This window comes from Shewanella saliphila, assembly GCF_014648295.1.
GTDB classification, from domain to species: domain Bacteria; phylum Pseudomonadota; class Gammaproteobacteria; order Enterobacterales; family Shewanellaceae; genus Shewanella; species Shewanella saliphila.
Window position 1 is genome coordinate 85994 of the sequence record NZ_BMQV01000004.1, and the last position, 22248, is coordinate 108241.

General features: G+C 43.1%; 19 protein-coding genes. 13 read left to right on the plus strand and 6 right to left on the minus strand.

Annotated elements, in window-relative coordinates:
• The first annotated feature begins 12 nt into the window (after window positions 1-12).
• The 9 genes from glyA to IEY48_RS03610 all read left to right on the plus strand — a co-directional run bounded on the left by glyA (window position 13) and on the right by IEY48_RS03610 (window position 7493).
• Complete coding sequence (gene glyA / locus IEY48_RS03570) at window positions 13-1266, plus strand: serine hydroxymethyltransferase (protein WP_188917339.1); 1254 nt, start codon at window positions 13-15, stop codon at window positions 1264-1266.
• 107 nt (window positions 1267-1373) lie between these two features.
• Window positions 1374-1823 carry a transcriptional regulator NrdR gene (nrdR, locus tag IEY48_RS03575; RefSeq protein ID WP_188917341.1) on the plus strand — a complete coding sequence of 150 codons (450 nt, stop codon included), beginning with the start codon at window positions 1374-1376 and terminating at the stop codon, window positions 1821-1823.
• 73 nt (window positions 1824-1896) lie between these two features.
• Complete coding sequence (ribD, locus tag IEY48_RS03580) at window positions 1897-3039, plus strand: bifunctional diaminohydroxyphosphoribosylaminopyrimidine deaminase/5-amino-6-(5-phosphoribosylamino)uracil reductase RibD (RefSeq protein WP_188917343.1); 1143 nt, start codon at window positions 1897-1899, stop codon at window positions 3037-3039.
• 63 nt (window positions 3040-3102) lie between these two features.
• Entirely contained in the window at window positions 3103-3759 is a 657-nt protein-coding gene (locus IEY48_RS03585; RefSeq protein ID WP_188917345.1) for a riboflavin synthase, read from the plus strand.
• 63 nt (window positions 3760-3822) lie between these two features.
• Window positions 3823-4926: a bifunctional 3,4-dihydroxy-2-butanone-4-phosphate synthase/GTP cyclohydrolase II gene (gene ribBA / locus IEY48_RS03590; RefSeq protein ID WP_188917347.1), complete on the plus strand. Its 1104-nt coding sequence runs from the start codon at window positions 3823-3825 to the stop codon at window positions 4924-4926.
• A 123-nt stretch (window positions 4927-5049) separates the two neighbouring features.
• Complete coding sequence (ribH, locus tag IEY48_RS03595; protein ID WP_188917349.1) at window positions 5050-5526, plus strand: 6,7-dimethyl-8-ribityllumazine synthase; 477 nt, start codon at window positions 5050-5052, stop codon at window positions 5524-5526.
• Between the two features lie 13 nt (window positions 5527-5539).
• Window positions 5540-5944, plus strand: coding sequence for a transcription antitermination factor NusB (gene nusB, locus IEY48_RS03600; protein WP_188917351.1), 405 nt, complete (start codon window positions 5540-5542; stop codon window positions 5942-5944).
• Window positions 5945-6031: 87 nt separating this feature from the next.
• Window positions 6032-6988: a thiamine-phosphate kinase gene (gene thiL, locus IEY48_RS03605; RefSeq protein WP_188917354.1), complete on the plus strand. Its 957-nt coding sequence runs from the start codon at window positions 6032-6034 to the stop codon at window positions 6986-6988.
• A 10-nt stretch (window positions 6989-6998) separates the two neighbouring features.
• Window positions 6999-7493 (plus strand): phosphatidylglycerophosphatase A family protein, encoded by a 495-nt coding sequence (locus IEY48_RS03610; protein WP_188917355.1) that lies wholly within the window; start codon window positions 6999-7001, stop codon window positions 7491-7493.
• 210 nt (window positions 7494-7703) lie between these two features.
• On the opposite strand, the gene IEY48_RS03615 is transcribed toward IEY48_RS03610, so the two are convergent.
• From IEY48_RS03615 to barA, 6 genes are all read right to left on the minus strand, one after another.
• The gene (locus tag IEY48_RS03615; RefSeq protein WP_188917357.1) at window positions 7704-8840 is read right to left on the minus strand and encodes a hypothetical protein; all 1137 of its coding nucleotides are present in this window, start codon (window positions 8838-8840) and stop codon (window positions 7704-7706) included.
• A gap of 67 nt (window positions 8841-8907) precedes the next feature.
• A complete protein-coding gene (gene recN / locus IEY48_RS03620) occupies window positions 8908-10566 on the minus strand; it encodes a DNA repair protein RecN (protein ID WP_188917359.1) in 1659 nt (552 codons plus the stop codon).
• Between the two features lie 128 nt (window positions 10567-10694).
• Complete coding sequence (locus tag IEY48_RS03625; RefSeq protein WP_188917361.1) at window positions 10695-11663, minus strand: AEC family transporter; 969 nt, start codon at window positions 11661-11663, stop codon at window positions 10695-10697.
• Between the two features lie 185 nt (window positions 11664-11848).
• Window positions 11849-12022 (minus strand): DUF3319 domain-containing protein, encoded by a 174-nt coding sequence (locus IEY48_RS03630; protein WP_188917363.1) that lies wholly within the window; start codon window positions 12020-12022, stop codon window positions 11849-11851.
• 114 nt (window positions 12023-12136) lie between these two features.
• Window positions 12137-12736: a YjaG family protein gene (locus IEY48_RS03635; protein ID WP_188917365.1), complete on the minus strand. Its 600-nt coding sequence runs from the start codon at window positions 12734-12736 to the stop codon at window positions 12137-12139.
• Window positions 12726-15560, minus strand: a complete 2835-nt coding sequence (gene barA / locus IEY48_RS03640) for a two-component sensor histidine kinase BarA (protein ID WP_428847951.1) — start codon at window positions 15558-15560, stop codon at window positions 12726-12728. Before barA ends, IEY48_RS03635 begins: the two co-directional genes overlap by 11 nt.
• Before the next feature lie 120 nt (window positions 15561-15680).
• On the opposite strand from barA, the gene rlmD reads away from it, so the two are divergent.
• From rlmD to pyrG, 4 genes are all read left to right on the plus strand, one after another.
• Entirely contained in the window at window positions 15681-17048 is a 1368-nt protein-coding gene (gene rlmD, locus IEY48_RS03645; RefSeq protein WP_188917369.1) for a 23S rRNA (uracil(1939)-C(5))-methyltransferase RlmD, read from the plus strand.
• A gap of 183 nt (window positions 17049-17231) precedes the next feature.
• Window positions 17232-19439, plus strand: a complete 2208-nt coding sequence (gene relA, locus IEY48_RS03650) for a GTP diphosphokinase (protein ID WP_188917371.1) — start codon at window positions 17232-17234, stop codon at window positions 19437-19439.
• A 93-nt stretch (window positions 19440-19532) separates the two neighbouring features.
• Window positions 19533-20354 (plus strand): nucleoside triphosphate pyrophosphohydrolase, encoded by an 822-nt coding sequence (gene mazG / locus IEY48_RS03655; protein ID WP_188917373.1) that lies wholly within the window; start codon window positions 19533-19535, stop codon window positions 20352-20354.
• Window positions 20355-20468: 114 nt separating this feature from the next.
• Window positions 20469-22106 carry a CTP synthase gene (pyrG, locus tag IEY48_RS03660; RefSeq protein WP_188917375.1) on the plus strand — a complete coding sequence of 546 codons (1638 nt, stop codon included), beginning with the start codon at window positions 20469-20471 and terminating at the stop codon, window positions 22104-22106.
• Window positions 22107-22248 lie beyond the last annotated feature (142 nt).

The window sequence follows — 22248 nt, forward strand, 5'->3', positions numbered from 1 at the left end:
GTTGGAGCTACCATGTTGAAAAAAGCGATGAATATTGCGGATTACGATCCAGAATTATTTAAAGCCATTGAAGATGAAACTTGTCGTCAAGAAGAGCACATCGAATTGATTGCGTCTGAAAACTATACCAGTCCACGTGTGATGGAAGCGCAAGGTTCTCAGTTAACAAACAAGTATGCTGAAGGTTATCCAGGTAAGCGTTACTATGGTGGGTGTGAGTATGTTGATGTTGTTGAAACATTAGCCATCGAACGTGCAAAAGAATTATTTGGTGCCACTTACGCTAACGTGCAACCACATTCTGGTTCACAAGCAAACAGTGCAGTATTCATGGCGTTATTACAGCCAGGTGACACAGTGTTAGGCATGAACCTAGCGCACGGTGGCCATTTAACACACGGTTCTCCAGTTAACTTTTCTGGCAAACTTTACAACATCATTCCTTACGGTATCGACGAGTCTGGTAAAATTGACTATGACGAAATGGAACGCTTAGCGGTTGAACATAAGCCTAAGATGATGATTGGCGGTTTCTCTGCTTACTCAGGTATTGTTGACTGGGCTAAAATGCGTGAAATTGCAGACAAAATTGGTGCTTACCTATTTGTTGACATGGCACACGTTGCAGGTTTAATTGCTGCTGGTGTGTATCCTACGCCAGTACCACATGCTCATGTTGTTACCTCTACTACGCATAAAACATTAGCTGGCCCTCGTGGCGGCATTATTATTTCTGCAGCTGACGATGAAGACTTATACAAAAAGTTAAACTCTGCGGTATTCCCTGGCGGCCAGGGTGGTCCATTAATGCATGTTATCGCCGGTAAAGCGGTCGCATTTAAAGAAGCATTAGAGCCAGAATTTAAAGTATACCAGCAGCAAGTCGTTAAAAACGCTAAAGCCATGGTTGAAGTGTTTTTAGCCCGTGGTTATAAAATCGTTTCTGGCGGTACTGAAAACCACTTAATGTTGGTTGACTTAATCGGTCGCGACTTAACCGGTAAAGAAGCCGACGCGGCTTTAGGCAGTGCCAACATTACGGTTAACAAAAACTCTGTGCCTAACGATCCACGTTCACCATTTGTGACATCGGGTATCCGTATCGGTTCACCAGCCATTACTCGCCGTGGTTTTAAAGAAGCTGAAGCGAAAGAGCTGACAACTTGGATTTGTGACATTTTAGATGATGCATCTAACACTGATGTCATTGAGCGCGTTAAAGGCCAAGTATTGGCATTGTGTGCTAAGTTCCCTGTATACGGTTAATCATGTTTGTTTTGGCGTTGAGGTTTAGGTTAACCTTGCGCCACAAATAGGATAAACTTTAATGGCCGCTAATTTTAGCGGCCATTTTGTTTTCTGCAGGAGGTTCAATGCATTGCCCTTTTTGTAGCGCGACCGATACCAAAGTCATCGATTCTCGTTTAGTGGCCGACGGTCACCAAGTACGTCGTCGCCGGGAATGTACCGAATGTCATGAACGTTTTACGACCTTTGAAGGCGCTGAGTTAGTGATGCCTCGGGTGATAAAACGCGATGGCACCAGACAACCCTTTGATGAAGAAAAACTGCGCGGCGGCATGCTGCGTGCAGTTGAAAAACGTCCGGTATCAATTGATGAAATCGAACAGGCGCTGAGTAAAATTAAATCCACTTTACGCGCCACTGGCGAGCGTGAAGTCGACTCTGAAATGATTGGTAATTTGATGATGGAGCAATTAATGAGCTTAGATAAAGTGGCTTATATTCGCTTTGCTTCAGTTTATCGTGCATTTGAAGATGTGTCTCAATTTGGCGAAGCAATCGCTAAATTACAAAAATAATCACTACCTCAGGCCATGATTACCCATTGTTATAAATGACAAATGCTTTATGGCATTCAAAGAGAGTTCAACCATGTCTAACTGGTCTAGCGTCGATATTGAAATGATGAGCCGAGCCATTATGCTGGCAGAACGAGGCCGCTATACCACAAGGCCTAATCCTTGTGTGGGTTGCGTTATTGTCAAGCAGGGACAGATTATCGGTGAAGGGTATCATCAACGTGCTGGGCAAGGGCATGCTGAGGTTAACGCACTTAAGATGATCCAAGATCAAGGATTATCAGCTCAAGGCGCTACAGCATATGTGACTTTAGAACCGTGTAGTCATTATGGCCGAACCCCGCCGTGTGCATTGGGGCTTATTAATGCCAACGTCGCGAGAGTGGTTGTGGCTGTGACCGATGCCAACCCGGAAGTGTCTGGGCGTGGTATTGCCATGCTTGAAGAGGCGGGTATTGAGGTTGATGTCGGCTTATTAACAGAACAAGCTTATGGATTAAACCTTGGGTTTATGAAGCGGATGAAAACCGGTTTACCCTGGGTGACGGTAAAAGTGGCATCTAGCCTTGACGGCAAAACAGCCTTGTCTAATGGCGTGTCTAAATGGATTACCGGTACTGCTGCACGCGCAGATGTGCAAAAATACCGCGCAAGCCACTGTGCATTAATCACCGGTGTTGAAACGGTTTTGGTCGATGACCCAAGTTTAAATGTGCGTTTTGAATCATTGGGCGAGTTAACCACTCGCCATACTCCTGATGAGATTTTTCAGCCACTCAGAGTGGTATTAGATAGCCGTGCAAGATTAACCGCAATTCAGCAACTTTTTACCATTGAAAGCCCGATTTTATTGGTATCAGGCTGTGATTATCCGCCAGAGGTTAAAGCGGCTTTTCCTGCTCATGTGTCATTTTTAATTCTAGAGTGTGATTCGTCGGGTAGAATCCCGTTGCTGGCCTTGTTAACGTATTTGGGCAACACGGCCAACTCAGTATTAGTCGAGGCCGGGGCTACGTTGGCAGGGGCATTTGTGGCTCAAGGACTGGTGGATGATATTGTGCTTTACCAAGCGCCTAAAATCCTTGGTAGTCATGGTCGTAGTATGCTGCAGCTTCCTAATTACAGTGCGATGGAGCAAACACCTGCCTTGCAGTTAATCGACGAGCGAAACGTAGGGCAAGATAAGCGTTATATCCTTAGATATCAAACCAATTAATATGCTGTTGCAAACTGTAAAATCTGAGCGACAGCAAAGAATAAAAATCAAAAGTGAGTCATTATGTTTACTGGGATAATCGAAGCCCTTGGCACATTACGTAAAATTGATCGTAAAGGTAACGATATACGCCTAACGGTTGCGAGTGGAAAGTTAGATTTAGCCGACGTTAAATTGGGCGACAGTATTGCAACCAATGGCGTTTGCTTAACAGTAGTTGAATGCCTGGCAGATGGTTATGTTGCCGATATTTCAGCTGAAACTGTCGCGCTAACCGGTTTCAGTCGTTATCAAGTTGGCCAAAAAGTAAACCTTGAAAAAGCTGTCACAGCGACGACAAGATTAGGTGGCCATATGGTTAGCGGTCATGTTGATGGTATCGCTAAAGTTGAGCAATGTGCTTATCGAGGCAAGGCGTTAGAGTTTTGGTTGTCGGCTCCAGCGTCTCTGAGCCGTTATATCGCCCATAAAGGCTCTATCACCATCGATGGTGTGAGCTTAACGGTCAACGAAGTCGATGGAACGCGATTTCGGTTAACGATTGTGCCTCATACTGCTGGCGAAACCACCTTAGTAGAGTTAAAGGTTGGCGATAACGTTAATATTGAAGTGGATTTAATCGCCCGTTATTTAGAGCGGTTAATGCAACCAGAAGCAAACCCTGAACCGACTTCAGGAGTGACAATGGAGCTGCTCGCTAAATCGGGTTTTTTACGCTAATGACATATAAAAATTGTACCCAACATATTCAAATAATATAAATCGATAAATAAAGGTCTGACAATGGCGCTACACAGCATAGAAGAAATCATTGAAGATATTCGTCAAGGTAAAATGGTTATTTTGATGGATGATGAAGACAGAGAGAATGAAGGCGACTTGATCATAGCGGCTGACAAGGTCACCCCAGCAGCAATTAATTTTATGGCAACCTATGGGCGCGGACTTATTTGCCAAACGATGACCAAAGAACGTTGTATTCAATTAAATTTACCGTTAATGGTCACCAATAATAACGCTCAGTTTTCAACTAACTTTACTGTGTCGATTGAAGCGGCTACAGGAGTAACAACCGGTATTTCTGCTCACGATCGCGCGGTAACCGTACAAGCGGCTGTCGCGAAAGATGCTAAAGCGTCTGATTTAGTGCAACCTGGTCACATATTTCCGTTAATGGCGCAAGAAGGTGGGGTATTAACGCGCGCGGGTCACACTGAAGCCGGCTGCGATTTAGCACGTTTAGCAGGCTGTGAGCCATCGGGCGTGATTGTTGAAATTTTAAATGAAGACGGCACCATGGCCCGTCGTCCAGATTTAGAGATTTTCAGCGAAAAACACGGGATTAAGATGGGCACCATTGCTGATCTTATTGAATACCGCAATACCAATGAAACCACGGTAGTACGTGAAGCGACCTGCAAATTACCGACTCGTTTTGGTGAATTTACCATGGTTACCTTTAGAGACACTATCGATAATCAACTACACTATGCAATGGTTAAAGATGAAGTAAAGCCAAACTGTTTGGTACGTGTTCATTTACAAAACACCTTTAACGATTTATTGCATTCTGAGCGCGATCAAAAACGCAGCTGGCCGTTAGAACAAGCCATGGAGCGAATAGCTGCCGATGGCGGTGTATTGGTGTTATTAGGTAATAATGAACACCCAAGCGAGTTACTTGCAAAAGTAAAAGCGTTTGAAGCTGAAGATAATGGTGAGTCACCAGCTTCAGCAATGTGGCAAGGTACGTCACGCCAAGTCGGTGTCGGCTCACAAATCCTAGCCAGTTTAGGTGTCACAACCATGCGCCTATTAAGTTCGCCAAAACGTTATCATTCGTTGTCGGGCTTTGGTTTAGAAGTCACTGATTATATAGGTGAATAAATCGAGTAATCGGTAAATTTAACAATTTCACTAATTGCATAGCGCTCAGGGCTAATGGCTGTGATATCATAGCGCCTCTTTTTGCCCCGAGCCGGGTGCTTTAGCTAATTTAGGTAAGATAGAATGAACGTAGTTCAAGGTAATATCGAAGCGAAAAATGCCAAAGTGGCGATCGTAATATCGCGATTCAATAGTTTTTTAGTTGAAAGTCTGCTTGACGGTGCAATAGACACATTAAAGCGTTTCGGTCAGGTAAGCGACGACAACATTACTGTTGTGCGTGTTCCTGGCGCAGTTGAATTGCCACTTGCAGCAAAGCGTGTTGCAGCAAGCGGAAAATTCGACGGAATCATTGCACTTGGTGCTGTGATCCGTGGCGGAACTCCTCATTTTGATTTTGTTGCCGGTGAATGTAACAAAGGTCTAGCTCAAGTTGCTTTAGACTATGACCTACCTGTTTCATTTGGTGTATTAACAACCGATACCATTGAACAAGCTATTGAGCGTTCAGGTACTAAAGCAGGTAACAAAGGTGGCGAAGCTGCCCTTGGTTTACTTGAAATGGTTAATGTACTGCAACAACTAGAACAACAGCTGTAATAGTAGGAAAAGTATGAAACCTTCAGAGCGCCGTAAGGCCCGCCGTTTAGCCGTTCAAGCCATTTACTCATGGCAGTTGAGCAAAAACAATGTTGCTGACGTAGAACATGAGTTTTTAACTGAACAGAACACTGACGGTGTAGATGTTGCTTATTTTCGTGAATTATTATCAGGTGTGGCGTCTAAAACCTCACAGATTGATGATTTACTAAAGCCACATTTAGATCGTGATTTTGAAGATGTTTCACCAGTAGAGAAAGCCATTGTACGTTTGGCAACTTACGAGTTGACCTTCCGTAAAGATGTGCCGTTTAAAGTGGCCATTAACGAAGGTATCGAATTAGCAAAAGCATTCGGTGCAGATGACAGTCACAAGTTTGTAAACGGCTTGCTTGATAAATTAGTGAAACACAAGTAACACCAGAACGGTATCTTCGGATGCCGTTTTTCATATCTATTAATTGTTTCTAAATTAAGGTGGTCGGTTTACCGTACCAAACTGAATGTGAAAGAATTTCAACTCATTGAACATTACTTCCGCAATAAAGGCCAAAAAAGACGCGATGTTGAACTTAGCATTGGCGACGATTGTGCTTTAGTGAATCCGGCAGAAAATAAATCGATTGCAATATCTTGTGACACGTTAGTCGAAAACGTTCACTTTTTAGCTGACATTCCAGCCCATGCTTTAGGTTATAAAGCACTGGCGGTAAATCTATCCGATTTAGCTGCAATGGGCGCAGAGCCTGCGTGGTTTACCTTAGCAATTACTTTACCGAGTGTTGAGGCGCAATGGCTAGAACGCTTTAGTGACGGTTTATTTGAAATTGCCGAATATTACGGTATTGCGTTAATTGGTGGCGACACTACGCGTGGGCCTCGCAGTATCACTATCACCATTAATGGCCAGGTGATAAAAGGCAGTGCGCTAACTCGCGGCGGGGCTAACAATGGTGATTGGATTTATGTCACCGGCACGCTGGGGGATTCCGCTTTGGGTTTAGATATTTTGCGCGGCGCTAAAATCGTCAACACCGAAGATAAAGAATACCTGATTAACCGTCATTACTATCCCACGCCACGTGTGTTAGCCGGACAAGCTTTGCGTAATTTAGCCACCAGTGCTATCGATTTATCAGATGGGTTGGTGTCTGATATTCAGCATGTGCTTAAGGCTTCAAAAGTGGGCGCGATTATCGATGTTAGTCAAATCCCTTTATCATCATCCATTAAAGTAAACTTAAGCCGTGAAGAGGCGCTGAGTTATGCATTAACGGGCGGTGAAGACTATGAGTTATTATTTACTGTGCCTGAGTCTCAGCGCGGGGCGATTGATACAGCATTGATCCATGCTGGGGTTAAATTTGTCAAAATTGGTCAAATTTGTGCCGGTGATAAACTCAAGTTAGTTGACGATGGTGAACCGTTTGTTCCGGTATCGCGTGGTTTTGAACACTTTTAAATGACGGCTTATGAAACTACTGACTCAAGATAAATTCGTGCTCAAACTGTCGCTTACTAACCCAATCCATTTTTTAGCATTAGGTTTTGGCAGTGGTAAAGCCGCCAAAGCACCCGGCACCTTTGGCACTTTAGCTGCGGTGCCTTTAGTGCTACTAATGCAACAGTTAAGTTTAACGCCTTACTTGCTGATCAGTGTGCTTTGTATGCTGGCTGGTTTTTACATTTGTGACAAAGCTGCAAAAGACATGGGCGTTCATGATCACGGTGCCATAGTGTGGGATGAAGTGGTTGGCTTAATGATCACCATGATCGCCGCGCCTGCAGGTTTTGTCTGGTTAGTGCTTGGTTTTGTATTGTTTCGCTTTTTTGACATCATTAAGCCTTGGCCTATCCGCTGGCTTGATGCCAAAGTTCACGGTGGTTTTGGGATTATGATAGACGATGTCTTAGCAGGTATATTTGCATTAATGGGTGTGCAACTAGCGGTTTATTATTTAACCTGAGCTCGGGGTGAAGGATGAGATTATACTATTTAAAATCAGCATGTTAACCCACCTCGCTTTCAAGTTTGTCATTTGTTACGCTTGAAAAGCGTTTATTATTTCGAGTTGAGGTTACTTAACCTAACTCTGACTTATGGTTATTGATAATTACACAATAAAAAAGAGCACCAAGTGCTCTTTTTTATTAAGTTTTTTATTATTGATTTTTTGCTATTGAGTCATGATTAACTTGCTGCGTAGCTGTTCTATTTCATTATTCATATTGACGATGCGCAACTTAAGATCGGTTTCATAAAAAGTGCAGCTTAATACTTTACCAATCGGGTTGTAACGTAATTGCCATAACTGCAGCAAACTATTGTCGTTATCACAATATTCTGGTTGTATAAGTGTAACCGATGCATCTGTTGATACGGGCTTTTTAACCATGTTAACGAAATATTCAGCCCGCAAGTTATCATCATCAATGGTTTTAATAAACATTTTAGCTAACCATTGCTCGTAAAAAGGTGCGCTCTCTTGTTGAGCCTCTATTTCCATTTGCTGCATGATGTTTCGACCAAAAAGCCATTCACCTGAAAATAGTCGCTCAAAGTCACTTTGTGTTAATACAAAGGGCGATTGCCACGTGCTAATTTTTTTCGAAAACTCTTTGCTTTCAGGGGTAATAGAGCTAGCCAAGTTTAATTGTAGCTTGAGCATGTTATGAGCAATGGTATGGCTCATTAACGAGCGAGAAGAGTGATACACATTATTCCAAAAATGAGCATCTCTATCTAAGAATGTTGTAACGCTATCAATATCTATGTTACTTACTGTTGCGTTAACGCCTTTTACCGCTGCCAGTATGCTTAAATCTCTAAGTTGAAAAAGCTTACTCCAGTGGATTTGCTTCTGAAGTGTCAGAGATTGATCACTTTCTTGCCAAAAAGGCATGCTTAATAAAGTATTGTATTGCCCTATCTGTGCATTGTATGCGCTGATAACATCCTTAATATCATTATCGTTATCATTAATAAATTGATTACATGTGGTGATGTCAGTTTGATAACAAGCGGTTTTAAACCCACGTGTTAACTCAACCTCTTCAGTGCTCAGGGTTAACAATGACTTTTGTTCAAGCGATGTATTATCTTCAGTTGTGCCAACGATAGTTTTGGCATATTCAAACCCGTTTGCGTCCGATACAACGGGTTGTTGCTGTAACCAGCTTTCAACTAATAGTGTATTTGGAGACTTGGTTCTGTCAGACGCGTTTATTGCCACTAAGCAAACAACACCAAATACCAATAAGCTGCTTATTATCCCAACCAGCACACCAATCGTTTTTAACACTGTCATCATCATTTTTTATCCGCAAAGTCCATTTAACACAATGATAACATGCCGCTTAACTTTTGATAAGTGATGACCTTTACTGCAATAACTCGCGAGCATTAGCTAAGGTGTTTTCAGTAATCACGTCACCACCTAATAAACGCGCCAGTTCATTTACGCGCTGATCTTTATCTAATGCCTGCATGCTTGTTTCGGTACTGCCAGCTTTATTAAACTTATTTACAAACATGTGTTGATGGCCATTACCAGCTACTTGCGGTAAGTGGGTCACACACAATACTTGAGTCGATTCGCCAAGGCTACGGAGCATTCTGCCGACAACCGATGCGGTCGGGCCTGAAATACCCACATCAACTTCATCAAATATTAGTGTTGGAGTGGCAACTTTTTTAGCGGTGATTACCTGAATACCTAAACCTATGCGTGATAATTCACCGCCTGAAGCGACTTTCGAGATGGCTTGTAATGGTTGGCCAGGGTTGGTTGTTACCATAAACTCAATATTGTCGCAGCCATTAACTGCAATATTGGCAGGGTCATGATTGACTTGGATACTAAATTTACCCTTAGGCATGTTGAGTTCATGAATCGAGTGTGTCACTAATTTATCTAGCTCTTTGGCATAACGACTGCGACTTTGACTGAGCTTTTGTGCATTGGTTAAATAGGCCTTTTGGCTGGCCTCAAGCTGCATTCTTATTTCATCCAGTTTGCTTTCATCACCAGCAAGCTCGGCCAACTCTGCCACCAACTCTTGATGATGTAATGCGAGCTTGTCTGGGCTAACATGATGCTTGCGAGCGAGTTGCATTGCGGTTGATAAGCGTTTTTCAAGAAAGGCAAAATGTTCCGGATCGAGTTCTAGGCGACTTAAATAGCTTTCGATTTCACTGGCACTTTCTTGAACCTGGATAAGTGCTTCATTTAACATGGTGCTAATGGGCGCAAGCGAGTCATCATATCCTTGTAACGTGTCTGCAATGCTGGTCACTTTATTGAGCAGTGATTCAATGTTGCCCTCATCGCTTTCGGTCAGTAAGTGCAAACCCGCCTGGCAACGTTCAATTAAATCGGTGCCATTAGCTAAACGCTTGTGCTCTTGTTCTATTTCATCAAACTCTTCTAAGCCTAGGTTAAACTCGTTTAACTCTTCGACCTGATATTGCAGCAACTGTTGGCGAGAGATACGCTCATGCTGTGCTTGTTCAAGTTGTTTTAGTTGGTTTTCTACCTGTTTGCAACGCTGGTAACTGGCACTAACACTATCAAGGAGTAATTTGTGGTTGGCGTAACTGTCGAGCAAATTCAATTGGTGCTCGCTTTTGAGCATTGCATGATGGGCATGCTGCCCGTGAATGCCAATGAGCAACTGGCCAATGGCTTTTAATTGTGTCACGGGTACGGGATTGCCATTGATATAGGCACGAGACCGGCCATCACTATTGATGGTACGGCGCAGTATGCATTCATCTTCAGCGTCAAGATCATTATCTTCAAGCCAGCGTTTAGCTAAAGGTACATCGTGCAGGGTAAAACGAGCGCTGACTTCTGTTTTACTGGCACCAGGCCTGACGGTATTAGCATCGCTGCGATTACCTAAACATAACCCCAGAGCATCGATGGCAATCGATTTACCAGCACCGGTTTCACCGGTGATGCTTGTCATACCGGCTTTAAAGTCGAGTTCTAAAAAACGTACGATAGCAAAATTGTTAATGCTGAGTTGGCAAAGCATAATGAATTCCTGTCAATGAAACCACCAAACCACTGTATTGATAAACAGTATATACTGATTTTTTATACAGTAAAGTGGTTGACTAAAAATTATCTCTGCTTAATTGTTGAGCTGTAATTGACTGATGATTAACCATACGTTTTTAATAGGGTTTCTATTATCGGTAAACTTAAAAAGGTCATTAAGGTGCCGTAGAGGATCCCTTGTGCACTGACATTAGCATGTACCTGGTAACGCTCAGCAAGTAAGTAAACACTTGCTGCCGTGGGTAAAGATGCTAATAACACTCCCATGATTAACCATTGTGGCGTGACACCAAATACCTTTAGTAGGGCGTATGCAATAAGAGGCTGAACCACAAGTTTTAACAAATTAATGCCGTTTAATTCGACAATTAATCCCGCGCTAAACAATTTTCTGCCACTTTGTAGACGCAAGGCTTTAACGAGTACCATGCCGATAGCAAACAGGGCGCAAGGGCTTGAGGTATTGCCTATTTGGTGCAGCATCAAAGAGATACTAGAGGGCAGGGTAATATGACAAGCCGACAACGTGATACCTATTGCGCTTCCTACAACAATGGGGTTTTTACCCAGTGCACTTGCCATAATTAATATGGCAGGTTCGGTTGATTGTTTACTGCGGCTCGCAAGCTCAATTGACACCAGCGCGAAGGCAAACATAATCACCGATAATAAGCTCGCTATGGCTGCGGCTACTAAGGCCATTTTATTTCCTGGAAACATTAAACTCATCAGCGGGATACCGATAAAAGCGGTATTTCCAAATGTAGAATTTAACGCGCGCATTGCTGCGACAGCTTGTTGTTTAGGGGCTTGCCACAATGACAGTAATACCACTACTGAGTAGGTGATGACCATGGCTAGACTAAACCCTGCAATAAAGCCCCATTGGGCAATATCTTCAATCGGTGTTTCTGCTAAAACAATCAATAAAATCGCCGGGAATGCGACGTAGTAAACAAATTGATTGAGAATGACATCAGTATCTGCAGGCAAGATTCTGATTTTTTGAAATAAGCCGCCTAGCACCATGATGGCAAAAACAGCAATAAGCGGGGTAAGAATACTAGACATCCCTCGCGTTTCCTTCGCAAAATGATAGAGGTATCACTTTACTGCTTTTGCCTGTCGTGATGCAATTAGACTAATGATAAAGATGATATTTTTTAATGAGATCAGCATTTAATTAGGGCTGAGAACCCGTTTGTTGGCATCGGTATTTTACCTTGGCCATATACTGTGGTTTATCATTTGCGGGGTTATTTAGTGACTTTGGGCGGCGGTAAGATGCCAAGTTCTGTAAAAAAATGCACTTGCCTTCTTAATTCAAACAATGAACCAACACGAACTTGACTGCCAATCACTAAGGTCCAATTATCTGTTTTACCGTCAGGGTTGGTAAAGGTGTAACCTTGGTAAAAAATCTTTTTCATTGACGATTACTCTATAAAGCCTGAATTGCTTCAGGCTGTTTAGATGACAACAGATTGAGTGCTGTGGTTATTATTGCGGTTTTAGTTGTTAGGGCTAAAGTGGCCTAAAACGGATCATTGTATGCTGATGCCAATATTCGATACACCCGCTTCAATAATGTCTTTGCGTAAGCCTTTGACTAATTCGCTGTTGATATCTGGATTGGCCTCGATAATATCAAGTAGCATGCCTTGAAGCTCTTTCTCTTCTTCCATGACTGGATGTGAAAACACAAATTCATCGAGTTCTTCATCCATTAACGACTCATCGCTAATGGCTTCAATATAGTTAGCAACAGTACTTGATGACAATTTGCTGATGTTAGTGATGTCTTCCTCAATTTTGCTGTTAATTGCACTCATTAGGGTTGCAATGGCAACTGCTGCATCCATTGCTGGATACGCTCCGTAGGCTTCAAAATCACTTGGGTCTGGGGTGTTGTCATCAAGACGCTGTAAGTGCACCTCAATATTGAATTTAATTTTTTTGTCGTACTGGCTTTGCCATAGCAACTCTAATGCGGTGCTTAATACCTGTGGCTCACCGAATTCGCAGACTTCGGAAAACAGCTGATAATTAGGTAACATGCGTTGACATAAGGCAAGTGCAAAAAGTTGCTTTTGTGGTAAAGAAAGTGCTTTAAGGCGTTTAAAAAAGCCGGTTTTACTGGTCATTAGGTATATCCACTGATAGCTGGTTTATCACTTGATTTGCCGCTGATTCTACCTTAGTTAACTCATCAAGTAACTCTAGTATTTCAGGTTCTAAATCATCGATGTCAATTTTGTGCTTTAATCCCGACTCAATGTCTTGGCAAAGCTTTTGGGTTGTTGGCACTCCGCAGTAGCAGGTTGCACCATGCAGTTTATGCACTGCTTGTAATAATGTGCTGCTGTCACGTTCGTTCAATGCGTTGGTGATGGTCTCGACGGTTTCAGGTAATGAGCTGACAAGCATTTTTAGCATGTCTAATGCTAAATCAGGTTTTTGGTTTGCCTGGGTTAGGCATAAATCCCAATTGAGTACTTGGGTATCAAAGTGAGTAAATTGGGGTTTAGCAATCCAACGACTGATCACACCTTTTAATGACACTTCATCGATAGGTTTTGGTAAGAACCCATCCATTCCACTGGCTAAAATATTTTCTCGCTCTTCAGCTATTGCATGGGCGGTGACAGCAATAATTGGCGTATGGCGATTAAGTGACTGTGCACGTATATGCTGGGTTGCCGTTATCCCGTCAGTGCCTGGCATTTGGATATCCATAAAGATCAAGTCAAATGCGTGTGCTTTGGCTTGTGCTATAGCTTCTTTGCCATTATTAACCGTGACAACATTGGCGACCAATTCTTTTAATAAAGTATCGATGAGTTTTAAGTTAGCGATGTTGTCATCAACCGCTAAAACAGAGGCATTGAGTCGTTTAGGAGCATCAATTTGAGTTGGCTCTGGCAAGTTGACTAATGTCGTCGGTGTTGGCGGATAAATTAAGTGATGCGCGAGGGTAAAATCACTTACAGGAGTGTTAAGTAGTACATCAGCATTGGCTTTGAGTACATTGATAATCACATCTTGGTTAAGACAATCATGCAAGATGACCAGGCAGTCTGTATGCTGGCGTGCTTGCTGTAATAATTCAATAAAGGCGGCGTTGTCTGCAAAGCCATGACAACTCATGATGATGTAATCAAATTTGCTGTTTTGGCTTTTGAGCACTGATGTCAGGTTATCTGAGTTAGCCACATTGGTTAAAATAAGCTGCCACGACACCAAACGGCGGTTAAGCATGTCGCGAGTTAATTCACGTGGCTCATACAGCAATACAGATTTATGCTGAAGAATTTCAACAGGGATCACTTCACCAATTTCAAATTGGCTGATCCCAAGAGGTAAAATAAACCAGAAGTTTGAACCTTTATTTGGCGCTGAGGTAAACCCAATTTGCCCACCCATTTGATTAATGAGGCGCTTGGTGATGACTAAACCTAACCCGGTACCGCCAAAGCGGCGTGAAATGGATGAGTCTGCCTGGCCAAAAGCCTGGAATAAATATTCTTGTTGGCTTTCATCGATGCCAATGCCGGTATCGATAACTTCGCAGCGCAGGGTGATGTTGTCTTCATCTTGACCCACAAGGTGAATTTTAAGGATCACGCTGCCAATATCGGTAAATTTGATAGCGTTTCCAACCAGGTTGGTAATGATCTGGCTCACGCGCATGGCATCGCCACTGACACTCTCGGGGACATTTTCATCAATGTCGATAACCAGCTCTAGACCTTTCTCCTGGGCACTACCGGCAATAATGGTTAAGGTTTCTGTTAGTGTCTCGCGCAGCGCAAAAGGCATTTTTTCGAGCACCATTTTACCGGCTTCGAGTTTAGAGAAGTCGAGGATGTCGTTAATAATACCCAGTAAGTTACTCGCGCTTCGCTCAATGGTTTTAATGTAATCGAGTTGGCTTGTGTGCAGAGGGGTTTTAAGTAGCTGCCTTGCAAAGCCAATGACTCCGTTAAGCGGTGTGCGTAACTCATGGGACATATTGGCCAAGAATTCAGATTTAATGCGGCTGGCTTCTAAAGCGCGCTTTTTGGCTAAATCTAACTCTACGTTTTGAATTTCGATTTGCTCTAATGTTTCGCGTAAATCGGAGGTGGCCTGGTCAATGTTTTGTTGCATTTCATCGTGGTATTCAGACAATGAACTCGCCATGGCATTAATACCACGTTTTAATAAATCCAATTCACCAATTAAGTTACCTTCAAGGCGGGTGTCGAGTTTACCTTCACGGATTTTTGCCACCACCCGCACCATTTCAGTAATGGGATGGTTAACATGCTTCACCAAACGGAAGGTGAAAAATAAGTTAAACTGTACACCAATTAACACAATAATAAAGGCGGCAATAGCGGCTCTATGCTGTTCAAGAAGAGCATGCTCTTTGTTCAACAACACCGAGATATAACCTAAGATTTGTTCTTGTTGGCTGTTATAAATTGGTTCTATGAGGTGCTGTGTGATGGGCTGGGTATCACTATCTTTTGAGCGATTCAAGCTACTCACTAACGATGCTTCATAACCGGTATGTGAAATAATAGGCACTCTAATGACCATGGTGTCATCAATGGTTTCGTGCTCCGTGCCAATCAATTGAGTTAGACGCTGCTTATAACGCATGGTTTCAAAATCTTTATGATAATGCGAGGTCACAAACAGTTGGTTTTCGGCATCAAATACGGCAATAGAATGGATGAGTGATGCGTTGTTTATTTGCGAAGCTGCCAGTAAGCGTTTGGTTGATTCACGGTCTTGATTAATGATGCCGAATTCGCTGGCAATGGCTAAAGGCTCAACAATATTGCTGCCTTTGACGATTAAGGTGTCTTCCAATTCATAAAAGCGGTTTATCGTGAAATAACTTCCAAGTAGAATACCCACTACAATTGTGGGCGCTAACGCAAGTACCAGAACCCAAGAACGTAGGCTGTATTTGGTCATATTGTTGGCACTTTTCATGGCAGTTAGGTGTGTTCCTGATGCTAAATCGCTACTATTGCGTCTAGACTGCCAGAAATAGCGCACTCTTGACTAGTTTTTTATTCGACATCTGAGGCCGAAATGGCACAATTTTTCAAAGAAAAACCGAACAAATCTAAACAATTATCTGCCAAGCTTTCATTAGACATCACCCAGTTAGATCATTTAGGTGCCGGAATTGCCCAGCATCAAGGTAAAGTTGTGTTTGTCGCAGGGGCGTTGCCAGGCGAACGTGCCACGGTGCAGCTCGTTGAGCAAAAGAAAAGTTATGCCAAAGCTAAACTTATCAAAATTGATAGTCCAGCCACTAGCCGTATTAAAGCCCATTGCCCGCATTATGTGCAATGCGGGGGCTGCGATTTACAACATATGGACACACAGGCACAACGCGAACATAAACAAACTGCGTTAGTTGACCTTATTGCTAAGTTATCCAGTGCTGAGGCTGTAGCTGAAAACCTTGTTACCACGCCTATTGTTGATGATGCTTGGCATTATCGGCGCCGAGCTAGGTTGGCGACAGTATTTGACAAAAACACCCAACGTTTACAGTTGGGGTTTCGGTCTGCAAACAGCAATAAAGTTGTTGAAATTAACCAATGTCCAGTGCTTGCTGCGCCGTTGTCTGAACTTATCACGCCGCTGGCGGTTAATTTAAATCAGCTAAAAGCAAAAGCCAGTTTAGGGCATGTTGAATTAACCCAAGCTGACAATGGCCATTTTGCCGTGTTGAGGGTCACTAAAACCTTACCTAATTCTGATTTACGTTGGTTAAGTGGTTTTGCCGAAAAGCATCAACTTCATTTATTGTTGCAAGATGACGCCGGCCAGCTAACTCAGGTTTATCCAGCTCTGTCATCTGATGAAGATAAAGTGACATTACCGTTTTACCTTTTAGCAGATAACAGCGTTCGTTGCTCATTCACGCCGGGTAATTTTGTTCAGGTGAATGGCGTGATAAATCAAGCTATGGTTGAACAAGCGATTGACTGGCTCGATCCTCAAGCCGGCGAGCGGATCCTTGATTTGTTTTGCGGCGTCGGTAACTTTAGTTTGCCGTTAGCGAAAAAAGCGGCGCAAGTGATTGCCGTTGAAGGTGTAGCAGAAATGGTTGAGCAGGCCAAACAGAATGCACTCGATAATCAATTAACGAATGTGAGCTTTTACCATGCTGACTTAAGTGCCGATTTATCTGAGCAAATCTGGCTGGGTAAAATTGATAAATTGTTACTTGATCCTGCTAGAGCTGGCGCTTACGAAAGTCTGCAATGGTTGCAAAAAATGCAACCTAAAAAGGTGGTTTATGTGTCGTGTAATCCGGCAAGTTTAGCCCGCGACAGTAGTGTATTATTAGCCAATGGTTATCGAATTGCTAAAGTAGGTTTAGTTGATATGTTTCCTCAAACGCATCATATTGAGGCGATGGTCTTATTTGAGCTAGGTAAATAAGTGTCAGCTTTTTCAGTATTATCAACTGGTATGCTATAAAATTGTTCAACTAACCATGTTTGAATTGACAAACGTGCCTAGGGCTTCAAGATAGCGTATTCAGTTGTAGTTTTTACCTCATTTTACCTTGAATCAGTGAAGTGAAGGTGGGTATCAGTCGGTCATGCGGCTAAGGAAGGGTTCATGGTATCTGTTCGCGAAGCACATTTTAATACGCAAGCATTCCAATTAGATGAGTGGGTCGCCCGTTATATTGACGACAAAGACGATGCTCAAATATTATTATCGTTGATCCAGCAAGTTGAGGCCTTACCGGTCAAAAACAAACTGGCGCACACCGAGTTGCTTGCGCGTGCCCGTGAAATGATCGAAATTTTAGCGCCACTGAACATGGACATTGAAACCCTGCAAGCGGCCGTGTTGTTTTTAATGCATGAAGCTGGCGTGTTAAGTGATGAGCAATTAGCTGAAAAGTACGGCGACAATTTAGCAAAGCTGGTGGCCAGCGTGGTCACCATGAATGCCATTGGCGCACTTAAAGTCAGCGAAAACTCACGTGATGCCGAACCACAAATCGACAATATTCGTAAAATGTTACTGGCGATGGTTGAAGACGTACGCGCAGTAGTGATTAAACTTGCCGAGCGCGTGTGTTTATTGCGCGCGGTGAAAAATGCCGATGAAGAAACACGGGTGCTATTAGCCCGTGAAATTGCCGACATATACGCCCCCTTAGCTAACCGTTTAGGTATTGGTCAGCTTAAATGGGAGCTTGAAGATATTTCGTTCCGCTACTTACACCCAATGGTATATAAAGACATCGCGAAACAGCTTGATGGTAAACGTGTTGACCGTGAAGTGTTTATCGACAAGTTTGTTACCCAGTTACAGCAACGGTTAGATAACGATGATATCCGCGCCAAAGTCTATGGCCGCCCCAAACATATTTACAGCATTTGGCGTAAAATGAAGGGCAAAGATCTTAAGTTTGATGAATTATTTGACGTAAGAGCTGTGCGCATCGTGACTGAACGCTTACAAGATTGTTATGGCGCGTTAGGCGTTGTGCATGATTTATGGCACCACATTCCGCGCGAGTTTGACGATTACGTCGCCAACCCTAAACCGAACGGTTATCAATCCATTCATACCGTCGTGGTGGGCCCTGAAGGCAAAACCGTCGAAATTCAAATTCGTACTGAAGCCATGCATCAAGATTCTGAACTTGGTGTGGCTGCGCACTGGAAGTACAAAGAAGGTGCGGGTAACGCCAAACAAACCGGCTACGAAGAAAAAATTAACTGGCTACGTAAAATTTTACAGTGGCAAGAAGATGTGGCCGAAAGTGGCAACTTGGTAGATGAAGTCCGCAGTCAGGTATTTGAAGACCGAGTTTATGTATTTACCCCTAACGGTGAGGTTGTCGACTTACCTTTAGGCTCTACCGTGCTCGACTTTGCTTATTACATTCACTCACAAGTGGGGCATAAATGTATTGGTGCTAAAGTGGATGGCCGTATTGTGCCGTTTACTTACCAGGTTGAAACCGGTGAGCGCATTGAAATTATTACGTCAAAAACGCCTAACCCAAAACGCGATTGGTTAAATCCTAACTTGGGATACATTAAGTCGTCTCGTTCTCGCTCTAAAATTCAACATTGGTTTAAACAGCAAGATCGCGACAAAAATATTGCTGCCGGTAAAGAAATGCTCGAGTCAGAGTTATCCCGCGTTGGCTTAAAAATTAAAGATGCGACTGTGGCAGTTGAACGTTTTAACCTTAATACTATGGACGATATGTTAGCGGCCATTGGTGGTGGAGATTTACGCTTAAACCAAGTGGTCAACTTTACCGAAACCAAAGTCCGAAAAGTTGAAGATACCGACGAAGATTTAGTTGAAGACATTCTTAAAAAGGCCTCTAACAAACCGAAAAAATCTAGTAAAGGTCAGGTTGAAGTTAACGGTGTGGGCAACTTAATGAGCCACATTGCCCGTTGTTGTCAGCCGGTACCGGGTGATGAGATTTTTGGTTATATCACCATGGGTCGTGGTATTTCTGTGCACCGAAGTGATTGCGAGCAGGTTAAAGAGTTAATGCGGGCACACCCTGAACGCAGTGTCGATGTGATTTGGGGCGAAAACTACTCTGGTGGTTACCGTATTCGAGTACGAGTATTATCCCATGATCGCAGTGGCTTATTACGCGACTTAACCACAGTACTGGCTGCTGAAAAGTCGAACGTAATGGCCATGAGCTCATCATCGGACGTGAAAACCCAAACCGCAACCGTAGAGCTTGAACTTGAGCTCTATAATCTCGATGGTTTATCACGCATCATTGCTAAATTATCGCAAGTTGACGGTGTGATTGAGTCTCGTAGGCTGTAAAACAGTAAGATTTAATAACATACTCTGCGTAAAGGCACCTTAATCTAGGTGCCTTTTTAATTAAAGTGCCGTTCAATTTAGAGGATAAACAAGGTGGCAAACATTCAATCGCTATTGGACATTATGAAGCAATTACGCGATCCGCAAACGGGGTGCCCGTGGGATCTTGCCCAAGACTTTGCCACCATAGTGCCTTTTACTCTAGAAGAAGCCTATGAGGTGGTCGATACCATAGAGCGCAAAGCATGGCAGGAATTACCCGATGAATTGGGCGATTTGTTGTTTCAAGTGGTGTTTTATTGTCAATTAGGCCAGGAGCAAGGCATGTTTGACTTTGCCACGGTTGTCGAGCGTATTAGCGATAAATTAACCCGGCGCCATCCACATGTGTTTGCGCAGGCTGATGGCCAAATCAGTGATCCTATTACCAATACCCAAGAGTTAAGCCAAGCCTGGGACACATTAAAAGCCAATGAGCGTCAGCAAAAGCAGCTTCATTCAGCATTAGACGATATTCCGCAAGCGTTACCGGCATTATCTCGCGCACGTAAAATTCAACATCGGGTAGCCAAAGTCGGCTTTGACTGGGCCGAACTTGAACCTGTGGTAGCCAAAATACACGAAGAAATCGATGAAGTGTTGGTGGAGGTAAACAAAAGCCATGACGACCCAGCTTACTCGCAAAATCATATTCAAGATGAGATGGGGGATTTATTATTTTCTGTGGTCAATTTAGCCAGGCATTTAAAGGTCGACCCAGAACAAGCGCTTCGCCAAGCTAATAACAAATTTGAGCGCAGATTTAGAGGCGTTGAGCATTATGTTGCCGACAGCGGAAAAGCCATCGAACAGCATACATTAAGTGAGTTAGATGGTTACTGGGACAAGGTAAAGCAAGACGAAAAGGCAAATTAAGCTAAAATTAGCGTGTTTAAGTTTGTCGAATCGAAGTGGCTTTGATATACTATCGCCCCGTCCTAGTGCTTTCTTACAAGCACGTATTTTCCAACACATTTTCTCAGGTTCAGCATGACTACAAGGTATATCTTCGTTACTGGTGGCGTTGTTTCATCACTAGGTAAAGGCATTGCAGCAGCTTCGCTAGCAGCAATTTTAGAGGCGCGTGGCCTCAATGTAACCATTATGAAACTGGACCCATACATTAACGTCGATCCAGGTACGATGAGCCCAACTCAGCACGGTGAAGTATTCGTGACTGAAGATGGCGCTGAAACCGACCTCGACTTAGGTCACTATGAACGTTTCATTCGCACTAAAATGAACCGCCGTAATAACTTTACTACAGGCCGTATTTATGAAGAAGTACTTCGTAAAGAGCGTCGTGGTGATTATTTAGGTGCAACCATTCAGGTTATTCCGCATATTACCAATGCGATTAAAGAAAAAGTGCTTGAAGGTGGCGAAGGTCATGACGTCGCAATCGTAGAGATTGGTGGTACGGTAGGTGATATCGAATCATTGCCTTTCCTTGAGTCTATTCGTCAACTTGGTGCTGAGCTAGGACGCGACCGCACATTATTTATGCATTTAACTTTAGTGCCATTTTTGGGTGCTGCAGGTGAAATCAAAACCAAGCCAACGCAGCATTCTGTAAAAGAGTTGCGTTCAATTGGTATCGCGCCAGACGTATTGGTTTGTCGTGGCGACCGTGCAATTCCTGCCAACGAAAAATCTAAAATCTCGTTATTCTGTAACGTAGAAGAACGCGCAGTTATTTCACTAAAAGACGTCGACAGCATCTACAAAATCCCTGCGTTATTACGCTCACAAGGGTTAGATGAGTTAGTGATCAAGCGTTTCCATTTAGATTGTAACGAAGCCGATTTATCTGAGTGGGAAAATGTTATTTATCAAGAAGCCAATCCAAACGGTGAAGTCACCATTGGTATGGTCGGTAAATACATCGAACTACCCGATGCTTATAAGTCTGTTAACGAAGCATTAAAGCATGCGGGCTTAAAAAACCGTGTGACAGTGAATATTAAGTACATTGATTCACAAACTGTTGAAGCTAAAGGTGAAGAAGTGTTGCAAGGCCTAGACGGTATTTTAGTACCGGGCGGCTTTGGTGAGCGTGGCGTTGAAGGCAAAATCTTTGCTGCACAATTTGCCCGTGAAAACAACTTACCTTATTTTGGCATTTGTTTAGGTATGCAAGTGGCGTTGATTGAGTTTGCTCGACATGTGGCCGGCTTAGAAGATGCCCATTCAACCGAGTTTAACCCTAACTCTCCACATCCTGTGGTTGGCTTAATCACTGAGTGGATTAACGAAGAAGGTGATGTTGAAAAACGTCATGAGTCTTCTGATTTAGGTGGCACAATGCGTTTAGGTGCACAATTATGTCACTTAAAAGAAGGCACTAAGGCAGCAACGGCATACAACTCAACAAGTTGTGTTGAACGTCACCGTCACCGCTATGAAGTGAACAACAACTACATTGAGCGTCTTGAAAAAGCCGGATTAGTGTTCAGTGGTTTGTCTTCAGACCGTAAATTAATTGAAATGATCGAATTGCCAAATCACCCTTGGTTTGTTGCTGGTCAATTCCACCCAGAATTCACCTCAACCCCGCGTGATGGTCATCCATTATTTGAAGGGTTTATTGCTGCTTCTTCAGCGTACCAAAAACGCGATATCAGCTAAATTTGAAACAGCCGTTAATGTTGATGCATTAACGGCTTTTTTGTCTATGATGTATGCGTAAGATCAAATAATCGTCAATCTGATGCCTTACAGTGGTTAAAACTAAGTTGAAGCTAAATCCAATTCGATTTATCCTAAGCGC